General features: G+C 50.0%; 15 protein-coding genes. 12 read left to right on the top strand and 3 right to left on the bottom strand.

What is annotated here, in order from left to right; all coding sequences use genetic code 11:
• Positions 1-2: 2 nt before the first annotated feature.
• The 12 genes from KJZ99_01300 to KJZ99_01245 all read left to right on the top strand — a co-directional run bounded on the left by KJZ99_01300 (position 3) and on the right by KJZ99_01245 (position 9751).
• Positions 3-638, top strand: a complete 636-nt coding sequence (locus KJZ99_01300; GenBank protein ID MCL4304530.1) for a hypothetical protein — start codon at positions 3-5, stop codon at positions 636-638.
• Between the two features lie 12 nt (positions 639-650).
• The gene (locus KJZ99_01295; protein MCL4304529.1) at positions 651-1547 is read left to right on the top strand and encodes an SDR family oxidoreductase; all 897 of its coding nucleotides are present in this window, start codon (positions 651-653) and stop codon (positions 1545-1547) included.
• Positions 1544-1960: a DUF296 domain-containing protein gene (locus tag KJZ99_01290; protein ID MCL4304528.1), complete on the top strand. Its 417-nt coding sequence runs from the start codon at positions 1544-1546 to the stop codon at positions 1958-1960. Before KJZ99_01295 ends, KJZ99_01290 begins: the two co-directional genes overlap by 4 nt.
• Positions 1957-2613 (top strand): deoxynucleoside kinase, encoded by a 657-nt coding sequence (locus KJZ99_01285; protein MCL4304527.1) that lies wholly within the window; start codon positions 1957-1959, stop codon positions 2611-2613. Before KJZ99_01290 ends, KJZ99_01285 begins: the two co-directional genes overlap by 4 nt.
• Positions 2606-3430, top strand: a complete 825-nt coding sequence (locus tag KJZ99_01280) for a hypothetical protein (GenBank protein ID MCL4304526.1) — start codon at positions 2606-2608, stop codon at positions 3428-3430. Before KJZ99_01285 ends, KJZ99_01280 begins: the two co-directional genes overlap by 8 nt.
• Before the next feature lie 12 nt (positions 3431-3442).
• Positions 3443-4030, top strand: coding sequence for a septum formation protein Maf (gene maf / locus KJZ99_01275; protein ID MCL4304525.1), 588 nt, complete (start codon positions 3443-3445; stop codon positions 4028-4030).
• The gene (locus KJZ99_01270) at positions 3996-4850 is read left to right on the top strand and encodes a helix-turn-helix domain-containing protein (GenBank protein ID MCL4304524.1); all 855 of its coding nucleotides are present in this window, start codon (positions 3996-3998) and stop codon (positions 4848-4850) included. Before maf ends, KJZ99_01270 begins: the two co-directional genes overlap by 35 nt.
• Before the next feature lie 78 nt (positions 4851-4928).
• Positions 4929-6152, top strand: coding sequence for a poly-gamma-glutamate synthase PgsB (gene pgsB, locus KJZ99_01265; GenBank protein MCL4304523.1), 1224 nt, complete (start codon positions 4929-4931; stop codon positions 6150-6152).
• Positions 6153-6155: 3 nt separating this feature from the next.
• A complete protein-coding gene (pgsC, locus tag KJZ99_01260) occupies positions 6156-6611 on the top strand; it encodes a poly-gamma-glutamate biosynthesis protein PgsC (GenBank protein ID MCL4304522.1) in 456 nt (151 codons plus the stop codon).
• Complete coding sequence (gene pgsW, locus KJZ99_01255; GenBank protein ID MCL4304521.1) at positions 6601-7722, top strand: poly-gamma-glutamate system protein; 1122 nt, start codon at positions 6601-6603, stop codon at positions 7720-7722. The genes pgsC and pgsW overlap by 11 nt, the downstream gene beginning before the upstream one ends.
• A gap of 20 nt (positions 7723-7742) precedes the next feature.
• Positions 7743-8657 (top strand): hypothetical protein, encoded by a 915-nt coding sequence (locus KJZ99_01250; protein ID MCL4304520.1) that lies wholly within the window; start codon positions 7743-7745, stop codon positions 8655-8657.
• Positions 8654-9751, top strand: coding sequence for a hypothetical protein (locus KJZ99_01245; GenBank protein MCL4304519.1), 1098 nt, complete (start codon positions 8654-8656; stop codon positions 9749-9751). Before KJZ99_01250 ends, KJZ99_01245 begins: the two co-directional genes overlap by 4 nt.
• 70 nt (positions 9752-9821) lie before the next feature.
• On the opposite strand, the gene KJZ99_01240 is transcribed toward KJZ99_01245, so the two are convergent.
• From KJZ99_01240 to KJZ99_01230, 3 genes are read right to left on the bottom strand one after another with little or no spacing between them, the layout of a single operon-like run.
• Positions 9822-10931 (bottom strand): glycosyltransferase, encoded by a 1110-nt coding sequence (locus KJZ99_01240; protein ID MCL4304518.1) that lies wholly within the window; start codon positions 10929-10931, stop codon positions 9822-9824.
• Entirely contained in the window at positions 10925-11572 is a 648-nt protein-coding gene (locus KJZ99_01235; protein MCL4304517.1) for a polysaccharide deacetylase family protein, read from the bottom strand. Before KJZ99_01235 ends, KJZ99_01240 begins: the two co-directional genes overlap by 7 nt.
• Positions 11569-12663: a glycosyltransferase gene (locus KJZ99_01230; GenBank protein MCL4304516.1), complete on the bottom strand. Its 1095-nt coding sequence runs from the start codon at positions 12661-12663 to the stop codon at positions 11569-11571. The genes KJZ99_01235 and KJZ99_01230 overlap by 4 nt, the downstream gene beginning before the upstream one ends.
• Positions 12664-12765 lie beyond the last annotated feature (102 nt).

Here is a 12765-nt window from a genome sequence, read left to right as displayed (position 1 = left end):
CATTGACTAAGCGGACTCCACTTGGCGTTGTTGCCGTCCTCGTACTCTTTTGTCACTTGCTTAGTGCGAACGCAGGCGAACGCGGTCAGGCAGCCTTTCTGAAGTCACTTGTGATCCCCGGTTGGGGACAGTATGAGCTTGGACGACCAAAGCACGCTCTTGCGTTCTTCGGCGCAGATCTTCTCTTTATCGGATCCGCGTTGACTTTGCAACATCATGGCAAATCTCTCGAAGATGACTATCGCGCGTTTGCGGCTACGCACGCCGGTGTTACGGGGTCGCATAGCAGAGACTTCTACATAGACGTTGCTAATTGGATGAATGTGTTTGACTACAATCAGCAGAGAATGGCTGAAAGGAGCTTTGGCGCACTCTACGATACTGAGACAGACTACTGGTACTGGAGAAGCGATGCTGACCGCGCAAGAATGGATGAAATGCGTGTTCAGTCAGATCGATCGCGGAACCGTGTGATTTATGCGGTAGCCCTGACTGGTGTCAATCACTTGGTCAGCGCATTTCATGCTGGCAGACTTGCGGCGCAACATGAAAAACCAAGTGACACGGGTTTCGGATGGAATGTTGCACCTGAGAAAGTATATGATGGTGCCGGCGTACGGCTCTTCCTTTGGTGGTGAGGCACTCCTGACGTGAAGGTCTTGGTAACCGGTGCCTCAGGTTTGCTGGGTTCACGTGTGTCTCTTAAACTTCTTCGAGAAGGACTAGACGTAACAGGAGTCTTCTGGTCTCACGATCGCCGTTTTGGATTTCCAGTGCGTCGTGTTGATCTCCGCGATGCGGATTCTGTCTCGTCGCTATTGAAATCAATTCGCCCAGATGTTGTCATACACGCTGCGGCACTTTCAAGAGTAATCGATTGTGAGCGATCAGCAGATGAGGCACACAGAGCGAATGTCATCGCAACCGAGATACTTGCAAAGAACGCTCAGGACTTAAGCGCGTATTTCATTTTCATTTCGACTGACCAAGTCTTCAATGGACTAAGTGGTCGTTACTCAGAGGGCGATTTGCCAGCGCCAACGCATGAGTATGGCAGAAGTAAGACCCGTGCGGAATCCATAGTCCAAAAGGTGTGCAGCTCTCACCTGATTTTGCGCAGTAACAACATCGTCGGTCAAGGCATGGGATTTGGGCAGAGTTTCACGGATTCGATTATGGAGGCGTTAAATCGCGGTGTGACGGTTGAACTGTTTGACGATCAATTTAGATCGCCGATCCACATAGATACTATATCTGAACTGATTGTTCGTTGCGTTAAGGACAGGTGTGAAGGTATACTGCATGCCGGCGGTGCGGAACGATTGAGCAGGTACGAGACGGGCATCGCACTCGCTCTTGCCTTCAAGATTGATCCGAGGCGTCTTGTTCCTGTTTCTTTCAAGACTCACATGCAAGCGCATTTACTGCATCATGATAGTAGCTTTGATACCGGCAAACTTCAATCGTTGTATCCAGATCTCGGGAGCGAGACAATCCGTGATTGCTTTGTACAGGAAAGTAGTATGATGCTCGGGCGTTCAGCATGAGTGCAGCAGTTCAATTAGTGCGGTTACCGACGGGCGCGAGAATTCCAGACGTATTGCGTGAAATTGCACTGAACCGCGGGTGGCCCGCTGCTGTATGTACTGGAATTGGCGGAGTTTCGGACGTTGAACTCGCATATTATAACCTTGATACCAAAAGCTATCGCGAGTTCTTTGTCGAAGGAGTGGTTGAGCTCGTTTCGCTGCATGGTAACTTGACTGGAGATGTAGGCGATCCCCTTTGGCACCTGCATGCCATCGTAGCTGATCAAAATGGTCGATGTTTTGGGGGTCATCTGAACAGCTGCAAGGTCGCACTTACAGTCGAGATTGCCGTTTGGCCGATTCTTGACTATCATCTGCGCACATTTGACCCTGAACTTGGATTGCGTTTGCTTAGAGACCGTGAACCGTGAGCATCGCTAACGATCGCAAGTTCTTTGTTGCCATCGCAGGCAACATCGGGGCCGGGAAGACGACGTTGGCGGAGAAGCTGGCGCGGCAGTTAGGCTGGAAGTGTCATCTTGAGCCAGTAATTGAGAATCCGTATCTGCCTGATTTCTATGCCGACATGGAAAGGTGGGCATTTCACCTGCAAGTTTACTTTCTTAGTAAGCGGTTTCAAAACCAGGTTGCTATAGACGCTGACCCTATGTCGTCTGTTCAGGACCGCACGATTTATGAGGATGCGCAGATCTTCGCGCGAACTCTGCACAAACGTGGAAAGCTTGCAAGTCGAGATTGGGAAAATTACTTGTCGTTATTCGAAGCGATGGTTCCACATCTACGTCCTCCCGATCTTGTTGTTTACTTGAAGTGCGATGTAGACGAGCTGATTAAACGGATTCAGCAGCGCGGGCGTGGGTTTGAATCTAAGATCGAATTGTCGTATTTAGCGGACTTGAACGACGCGTACAATAGTTGGGCAGAGAATTACGCAGGCAAGTTGTTGATTGTAACAATTGACACGATGGCAGACGGCAGCTCGCGGGAACACGAAGTCTTTGCGGAGTGCTTACGTCTGCTTCGTGTAAACCTCCAACTGGAGATTCCTTTTCGACATGATTAGTAACAGCATTCTGTCACATGAACGGGCACCGATTCCGGGCGTGCTTTTGAAGTGCGCGGTCGTTCTTTGCGGAATTGTTCCCCTAATTCTCTACTTTCGCTTGACTCCTGAGATTCATTTCCCTGTTGTTGTCACGTCATTATTGGCATCGTCACTTCTCTTCTTCGGGTGGAGTCTCAGCTCATCCTATCCCAATCGCTTGTCTGAATCGAGATGGTGGTGGCTTCAGTGTGCAGGAGCGATTGTGGTGTCGCTTATTGGTTTGTTTCTTGCTGACCTATTTTCATTTTGGGGATTCTTCTGGTTAGTTCTGCCGGCCGGGTTGCTTTACTTGCATTCCCGCATGAATCGCGAGCGGAAATTGGTACGCCAGTGCATAGTGTCACTTTTGTTTGGCTCGATCTTCATGTTCGTGTCTGCATCTCTTGGTGTGGAGAGACTTGGAGCGTTTCCGGCTGTAATTGCAGTGCTGTTCATCGCGGTTCTGCGTGCAACGATTGACATCGAGGAAGAAGTTATAAGGACCTACTCAGATGTTGATGTGGTGGCAGTGGAGGATCACTACAGACATCGACTAACCATTACCGCTGTGATTTTCTTCCTTTTTGGGACGGTCAGCCTGTGGCCATGGTTGGGTGAGGTATACGGTCAAGCGTACTTCTGGATACTTCTGTTAGGTGTGCTATTACCTCTTGCTTTTTTCTGGGGCAGGATTCGCCAGCCCAAATTGGAGGGTGCGCGCGTTGCCTTGACTCGCTTTAATCGCATTGCTCCGTTGCTTGGTCTTTTTCACATCATTGCAATTTTGGCATCTTAGGTGGATGTTCGTCTGACGCTCGTGTCAGGATCACCGCGAAGGCGAGAGCTACTTTCGAGTCTCGGGTTGCCGTTTGAAGTGGTTCCGACACGTGCAACGGAGCTGTGGATCGGTGACTCGCCGGAACAGATCGCTGTGGCAAATGCCCGAAGGAAAGTAGAGCGCTCTACAGTTCCGAACAATGTACCGCGAATCCTGTTGGGAGCTGACACAATCATTTCAGTAGGTGCCAATGTTTTTGGAAAACCAGCAGGTCCTGATTCCGCCGGAAGAATGCTAAGCCGTTTGTCAGGTCGGTGGCACAGAGTGATTACTGGGTACTGCCTGGTTTACGTCTGTAGGGGTAATCAGGACTCCGAGGGGGTGCAAGCCGGCTATGTCGTCACCGAAGTGAAGATGCGGATCATTGACACTTCGGAACTATCTTCTTACTTATGTTCTTCGGAGTGGGAAGGCAAAGCAGGTGCCTACGCGATTCAAGGGAAGGCTGCCGCCTTTGTTGAGGATTTGCGAGGTGACTACTCCAACGTTGTTGGCCTCCCAGTAGAAAGAATTCGTCAGGAAATTGAACAACATTACGCCAAATTCAGATTTTTGTGAGGAACTGAGAAAGGCCCGAGAATTTAAAGGCCTTTCGCTTGAGTCGCTCGCTCGCACGACGAGAATCCCGATCGAGTATCTTGAAGCGCTTGAAGACGGGGATTTCGAGGTGATTCCGGCCGCAATCCGCCGAGGCGTGATAGTAGAGTACGCAAAGGCGGCGGGAATGAATGCGGACAAAGTCTTGAAGTCCATCGCGGAAAGTGAGCAACTAAGAACAAGAAGCTCTTCAGGAAGCCTCGATACCGAGCGCGTACTTGGGGAGTCCATGACAATTGGAATGACCCGGGTTCAGATTAGGACTGCGTGGTTTGCAAAGATTGCTTCAAACCGTCCGCTGCATTGGGGGATTACGCTTTTCTTCCTCATTGCGGCTGGCTTCACCAGTGCCGACTGGATGCGCCAGTCGGGAGGAGCTGCGGATCAGAAGGCTCGGATCCCAAAACTCGTGGTTTCAGCTCGAAGCATCCCGTTCCAGAGGTTCGAGGAAGCCCAGATCCCCCCTGACGGACCTCGAAAGTCAAGAAATACTTTCAAGACACAAGTTTTCACTACAGATACTGGGCGCGTGAAGGCCACCCTGGGAATCGACGATTGGTATACGTTCGAATTGTATCCATATGATACTATTGAGTTTATACATCAGACTGGCCTGCGAATTGGCTTTGGGGCAGATCTGCGGATCTTTCCCACCCCAGAAAGTGAGACATTTCGAACTTCTTATTCCAAGGATTCTTCGGAGGCATGGATTAGCGTTCCTGACAATCGGGATTCCCTTGATTTTGCGCTGGATAAGGAATTACCCAAGCCTGGGAGTTGACATCTGCGGAACTCATTGTTATATTACGTTTTTATAACTATCGCCCACTGACCAAGAAGTGCTTCCTGCCCTGTAGCGATGGTCTTCCTCTTCCTCGCCTTCTCCGCCTTCCTTGCGTACGCTATCTGGGAGTATCTCCAGCACCAGCGGCGCGTCAAATCAATTCCAATCCGCATCCATGTTAACGGTACACGCGGTAAATCTTCGGTTACGCGTCTGATTGCCGCGGGATTGCGCGCGGGCGGTATTCGGACATTGGCGAAAACAACCGGAACACTGCCTCGAATAATCCGTGAAGATGGACTTGAATTGCCTATTCGGCGCCGTAGTGGCGCTAATATCATCGAACAAGTGAAAGTGTTCCGGTACTTCTCAAGGTACAATCCGGAAGCGATTGTCATTGAGTGCATGGCCGTGAATCCTGAGTATCAATGGATTTGCGAGCATCGGTTCGTTCGTGCAACGGTGGGCGTTGTCACAAACACGCGATTGGATCACATTCTCGAAATGGGGCCAACACTCGAGAACGTAACCAGATCTTTGTGTAATACTCTCCCGATACGCGGCGTGGCTTATACGGCAGAGCAGAATATGTTTTGGCTGATGCGCAAAGAAGCGGAGAAGGCTGATTGTCGACTTTGGCGCGTCAACTCTGATAGTGTATCGTATTTGGAATTGGGCAGGTTTTCGTATATTGAGCATGCCGACAATGTTGCATTGGCATTGGCCGTTTGCGAACACTACCACGTGCCTCGCGAAGTTGCTCTTGAGGGCATGTACGCAGCCTTCCCTGATCCCGGCGCTTTGAAGGTACTCGAAACAGAAGAGAACGGCAAAGTTGTTCAGTTCATCAATGCGCTTGCGGCAAATGATCCGATGTCTACGCTGGCAATTTGGCACAAAGTTAAGGAACTCTCGACGGAAGTTGGCACTGTCATGTTCATGTTGAATACCCGCGCGGACAGATACGACAGGACCATTCAACTTCTCGAAATGATTCGGGACCATTTAGTCGGTGAATTTGACTATCTTCTGCTCAACGGTGAAAACTTAGACAGAGTATACAACAGCTTGCCCGAATACAACATTGATCAGGCGAAGGCTATCCGAATTGGCATGAATGTCCCATCGGTAACCTATAATGCGATTTTCGAACGGGTGTCTAATATCGGCACTGTGTTCGCAATGGGCAATGTTGGGAAGGGGGGACTTGACATCGCGACATACTTTGCTAATAAGCGCCGCGTTCGTAAGGGAATCGGTGCACAAAATTCCAATGGGAACTCTAATCCGGCACATTAAGAGATGATTGAGCTTACTATTGGCCTTGGTGTCTTAATCAGCTTGCTTTTTCACGAGCTGGTGGGCGCAGCGGCCGGCGGTATTGTCGTCCCCGGCTATATTGCGATGCATTTGAACGATCCGGCTCGCATGGTTGGTACTTTCTCGGTTGCCTTCATTGCGTACCTTTGTATTCGGTTAGTCTCCCGATTCATGTTCGTTTATGGGCGACGTAGAATGGTTCTCGCTATTATGTTCGGCTTTATTTTCGGCTATCTTAGCAGAAACCTCGTCTTGAATGACGTCATGGTTGCTGATATTCGACTTGAGGCAATTGGCTTCATTATCCCTGGACTAATTGCAAACTGGTTTGAACGCCAGGGAGTAGTGAAGACTCTTGCCATGATGCTGATCGCTGCGCCTATTGTTAAGCTCTTGGTTATCGTGGTTACGGGCGGAGTGATATACCATGGCGTTTAGGCCAAGTCTTCGATCCATTTGGACGCTTATTGCAATGGCGGTGGTTTGCTACGGACTCTACCTGTGGGCCGAATTCAATATCGTAGAAGTGAAGCAACCGCACTACGATCAGAAACTTGCCGCTGCCCAGTTAATGAATGAGTCCATGAACGCTCTTGCCGCGAGTCCCGCAAGGAATTTTGAAGCAATTGAGTCTTATGGCGATCCTCGATTGGATGCTCTTGTAGGCCAACAGTTTTCGACGATTACAACTGATATTGGCAGCTTTGAAGCTAAGCTCAATGGGCTGAATCCGAATTTCGCTGCTGCGGCCGTACAAATTCTTTTGGAGGCTGGGCTAAAGTCAGGCGATGAGGTCGCCGTCGCGATGACCGGATCAAATCCCGGAGCAAATCTTGCTGTACTATGCGCTTGCGAAGTCCTCGGAGTTAAAGCCAATACCATCACATCGATCGGCTCGACTTGGTGGGGGGCAAACGATCCCCTTTTCACGTGGGTTGACATGCAGCGCTTGTTAATCGACAAGAAGACCCTCTCTGCGAAAGCGGTAGCTGCATCACGTGGCGGCCTTGATGATGCTGCAACAGGACTCTCAAGTGCTGGTCGAGCAGAACTGGAAGCCGCTGCCCATCGGGCTGGTCTACCTCTGCTGACCGCAGAATCTGCCGATCAAGCCGCGAAAGTCTGGTGGGAATCGTTTAAGGGAGCTATCAAGGGTCCGAAATATGCGGCATACATAAACATCGGCGAAGGGGTAGCCAGCACAGGTCATTCAGAGAATGGGAGATTACTTTCAGATGGCGTGCATCGCCGACTGCCTGCCCGGAACTGGCCTGCACGTGGCGCAATGCACCTTGCGGCTGATGAAGGTGTTCAAGTAATTCATCTCTACGATATGACACGAGTTGCCAGAAACTACGGTCTTGGCGCGCCCAGAATTCCACTTGCAGAGCCTGGTTTTGGCGATGTCTTTACGACGGAAAGGTACGATGTACGCGTGGCTGCCGCCGCGCTCTTGCTTGCTTTAGCGGCGCTATTCACACTAATTCGTATCGATGCCAAGTATTTTCGTCTTGCCGACGCGGGCGTTGATCCTGAGTCATTACTTTAAGCAAACTAACAAATGTCACAATGCGCAAATACGTAATCCTTGCACTCTTGACGTCTGGCCTGCTTGTTTCGGCAATCGCTGCCGATAACGGCTTCAAGTATCTTAAGCCTTCATATTTTGACCAAATGATGAAGCTTACGATTGCCGGCAAGTCCCGCACCTATTTCGTCCTTACCGAGTATAGTCAAGTTAGTGTCACGGTCGAGGGACCGTCTCAGCTGAAAGTGATGTCGCGACTTGAACTCAAGTCGGCTACCGAGACGCCCAACTATACTCTTGAGGTCTCTATTGACGATGGTAAGAAGCCTCGTTTAGTTCGCCACACGAGCAAACTGTCTGAGAAAGCAGATATGTCAGACGGGAGCGAGGGTTATCTTGGTGTGCTTCGATCAAAGGTACTGGATATTCCTTCTGGGAAACACGAAGTAGTGATCAAACTGCCAAAAGGTTCGAAAGATCGTGTGCTGGTGCGTCTCTCGCAAAAGACAAATGAGTTTACTGGTCGCACGTCCGTGGTTCCAATGACACCGTTCGAGTACACATCAGCGGTCGACCTGGTTACAAATGAGACAATCTATACGTACTATAGGGTCGGTGGAGAAGATCGGGTCGCGCTTCATCTCGTTGGTCCAGCAACTCTGAAGGTACTTAGCAGGATTGAGTTTGGTCCCGAAATGAAAGGAAGCCAGCGTTGGCGACTTCAATTGATTGAAGACGGAAAATTGAAGAAGACGTACAGTTTGGCTGCAAGTACGAGCGACGTCATTCAATATAAGCTGCCGTCCAAGTTTGTCCCAAGTCGTGCCGAAACTTTCTTTGTCGAAGTTCCAGCAGGCGAGCACGTGTACGAATTCAGGCTTCCTGATGACCGCCGAACCTCATTGTTGCGTTTCTTGCTGCCATCAAAAGAGTTGACTGGAGACGGGCAAGAGTGAGTCTACGCGTAACACTACTGTTTGCGGTGCTCATTTTTGTTGCCGGGCAAGCCCAGGCGCAACGTCGTTACCCGAAGTTGGAGTGGGGCCTTCGTGCCGGGATTAGTGCCATCTACAATGACAATCTCTTGCGTTTCTCAAAGTCAGATCAACTGGCTTTCAAGAGATTCGATCCCTCGTTCAGGACGCCGATGGAAACACTGGACGATGGAGAGACGGAGATATTGCTTGCGCCCACACTTCAGTGGCGTGCGCCGGCGATGACAATGGTAAATGTCAATTACCGTTTCAAGGCAACGCAGCGTGTACAGAATGATCATACCAATTACCAGACGCATAGCTTTAGTGCCAATGTCAGGCCTCGGGTGAGAGGCTACAAGTGGTCAGCTCGCGCAAGCGTTTTTACGATCCCATCATTCTACCTCCGTGCATACAGGGATCGGGACTTCGGAACCTACGATGACTGTCGATTCGAGAACTGGGAGTATAGCGGGGAATTCTCATACAAACTGGCAGACCCGCTCTGGATGCGCGCGCAAGTAGGCTACGGGACTTTCTACTATGGTTCACGATTCACGGAGTACGATTCAGAATATCAGGATATCGGGTTGGAGGCAGATTATTCAACACCATGGAGTCCTCGGGTCACTGCGCGATATACCCGAAGAATTTCGGACAATGTCGGCAAGTCACTTCCGTTAGTATTTACTTCCGAAGACGAAGGGCAGTTGATTGTCGAGGACACCGAGTATGGTGATGGTGATTTTAGTGAGGATGAGTTTCGCCTTGCGATTCGCTCGAGAGTGAAAGTCTATAAAGCTGAATCAGTCAATACGGCACTTTCCTCTCGAATTAGAAGACGAGTCTATACGACTGAACGTTCACTGGAATCAGATCCGTTTCACAGAGGCCGCTTGGATACTCGTTGGGAGTTAACCCCGTCGATAGGGTGGAGTCCGAGTCAAGCTTGGGATGTCAACTTGTATTTCACGTACGAGGAGCGTTCAAGCCAGTCCGACTATGTAAAACTTGCGCAGGTTAAGGACTTTGTGAGGCGGGAGGTCGGCATTGGCTTTATGTATCGAATTCGTTAGTCTATCCGTATAGCGCATGAAAAAGCGGCCTTCCTTTGGGAGGCCGCTGTCATATTCTATCTTTCGAATGTCAGGCGAACTTTCGCTCCTTCCATGTGACTTCAGGCCTTCGGAAAAGCGCGCTAACCAGCTTCCATCCGTAAGCAAACGCAAACAGTGGATACCCGATGATTGCGAGCGTAAGTCCATCGCGACGCAGCCGAAGGAGACAAGTGGAGATGACCATCCAGTCTCCGACCAGTACTGCCATTACAATGAAGATCCCCAAAGGAAAGGGAAGCAGAAACGCAAGTGGCCAGAGCAGGTGATTGAGAAGTCCAAAAGCGAACAAGAGCTTGCCAGCGCCAGTAACCGCCGCAAATCCCTCCATCCAGCGATACCTCTGAGTAACTATGGACCGCATGCTGGAGACAGGGAGTGTTGCAACGGTAGCACCATGTGTGACTGCAAATGCAGGTCGCCACTTTTTGGACTCCGTTACTGCGCGGAAAAGCGCGATGTCGTCAATGCGGTTATGAGGAATCCTGCGAAAAGTTCCAATATCGTGATAAGCTTCACGACGAACTGCGTAGTTATTTCCAACGAGGGCCAATGGACTGCCAAGACGGCACATACCGGCACAAACACCCAGTAGAAGTGCCCAATCCACTGTCTCGAGCTTCGTCACGGAATCCGGCGACAACTTATAATCGGGCAACGTGACACCACAGACTAGTCCAACACCCGGCTGGAAATGTGCAACGATGTCTTGTGCCCAACCCGGGTTGACTTCACAGTCCCCGTCTGTCATCAGGACAAAGTCGCCTGTTGCGGCATCTATCCCCTGTGCTAGAGGGAGTGTTTTCGTTGGCGGCAAGGTCTCCCGAGGACCGTGTTCAGCACGGATGACACGCAACTTGAACGGCAATGATCTCCCGAGGTTCTCGGCGACTTGCTCTGTGTCGTCCGTAGAGTCGTCGTTAACGAGAATGAGTTCAATCTTGTCGGCAGGATAATGCAGCTTGCGAAGAGATCCAAAAAGTCGAGGCAGATTGTGAGCCTCATTGCGAGCAGGAACCACAATTGATATCAATGGTGAGGCATCAAGCCGTGGTCTTTTCTTCAAAAGCGCAAGTGAGATTGCGATGCCTGCAAAGAAATGCAGCAAACTTGATACTACTGCAAATCCTGTAATCAACATGCCTCCGACTTGCGCGACGTCTCTGGCAAGGGTACGGCTAACCAGCGACGCTTTTCTATCTCACTCTTCAGGAAGTGGAGTGTGGGACCTAAAGCTGTGCTTGCTGGATGACCGTCATGCAAGAGCAGGATCATTTGATCATGCAGTACCCTTCGCGTCCTTGAAAGCAGTATGTTTGAATCTGAAGCCTTCCAATCCGCAATATGAACAGACCACAATACAGGCTGTAAACCAGCTTTGGTCACCTTCAGATGTGTTGACAAATCGATAGAGCCGTAAGGTGCACGAAATGCCTTCGCCATGCTAACGCCCGCTTCCGCCAAGGTGATCTGAGTTTGGTTGATGCTGTTCAGCAGGAATTTCGCCGTACGAAAGGAGTGTCGAGTGTGAACGAATCCATGGCAGGCTATATGATGACCTGCTGAAGAAATCTCTCTCAACAAGGCGGCTTGTTTAATGCACTTCTGACCGATAACAAACATAGTGCATTTCAATTGCAAGTCATCGAGTACTCTTAGAAGAAATGGTGTAGTCCTTGGATCAGGACCGTCGTCAAACGTAATTGCAATAGTCCCAGGTCTTTCTGTACGAATCTTCCATCCCCAAGCGAAAAAGGGCGCAATTCGGTTTAGTCGCATCATCGACGAGACTCAAGAGTTGAGGCGCGTTCCGCTGTAGTCTCTCTATGCTTGCTGTTTCTTAACCAGCGATGTCTAAGTGGCGATGGCAGGGTAGCGGTTCGGTACCAGTCGCCTTTCCACCTGTATGGCATCAAGAGTCCAGCGATGCCGAAGAATGGTGTTGCAAAGGTATGCCAGAACTCATACTCTGGAAAGTAAGGGAGAAGTCGATTCTGCCTAAAGACTGAACAGCCTGTTTTTACAAGATACGTATCTACCACCATCTTCAATCCCCAAATCGCGAGAACGTAAGGTACCAACACTGTCTTAAAGACAGCTGCAACAGGTAACACAATGAGCATTAAGTAATAGGCATATATTGCAAACAAGAATAACAGCATGCTCCCGCGATAACTAAGTCCCTTTGAAGCCCAACGCAGACGCTGGTTAAGCAGCCCACCGAATGAGTTCACAGGCAATGAGCGGACCAGTGTCTCCTGCGAGATGGAGAATGCCATGCGGTATTGGGATAGTTTTGCAACACGCTGCGCAAATAGTACATCATCACCTGATACTATGTCAGCTGTGTTCCCATATCCCGAAATGTCATCATAGACTGATCTCTTGAAACAGAGGTTGCTACCGTTGCAACTTGCGGCATGTCCCCATCCAAGCGCTCCTGCTGCAAGAAAATTCTGCACGAAAAAGTCAAGCCACTGAATCTTTTGCCAACGGGGCGATGAGTTGAAGTCAGGCAGATCGAAGATCGTAAGTCCGGCTACGACAGCGGTTTTGCCATTGAGATGCCTGACCATCTCTTTAATCCACTCCCTATGATACTGACAATCCGCATCCGTTGTAAAAATGACTTCTGAATCGGAAGCTGCAATTCCAGTTGACAAGGCCCGTTTCTTTGGTGATCCGTTAGATAGCTCGTCGATGCGCACTGATCTAAGATTCGGGTATCTACTCTGAAGGTCGCTTAGAACACTCTGAGTATTGTCGTCACTACGGTCGTCAACGACAATTACTTCCCATTTCCCTGGATAGTCTTGACGCATCAATGACCAAAGCGTCCAAGGTAGAACTTCGGCCTCGTTACGCGCGGGCATGATGACACTAACGCTTGGCCAATGCTCAGGATCTTGAATGACGTTCCGGTGCAACCTGCGGAGTCCTAGCGCGAACAGGACCATTATGGCAGCATACATGGC

It is taken from the genome of bacterium (assembly GCA_023382385.1).
In the GTDB taxonomy this organism is placed as follows: Bacteria; Electryoneota; RPQS01; order RPQS01; family RPQS01; genus JABWCQ01.
This window is presented reverse-complemented; position numbering and strand designations above follow the sequence as displayed.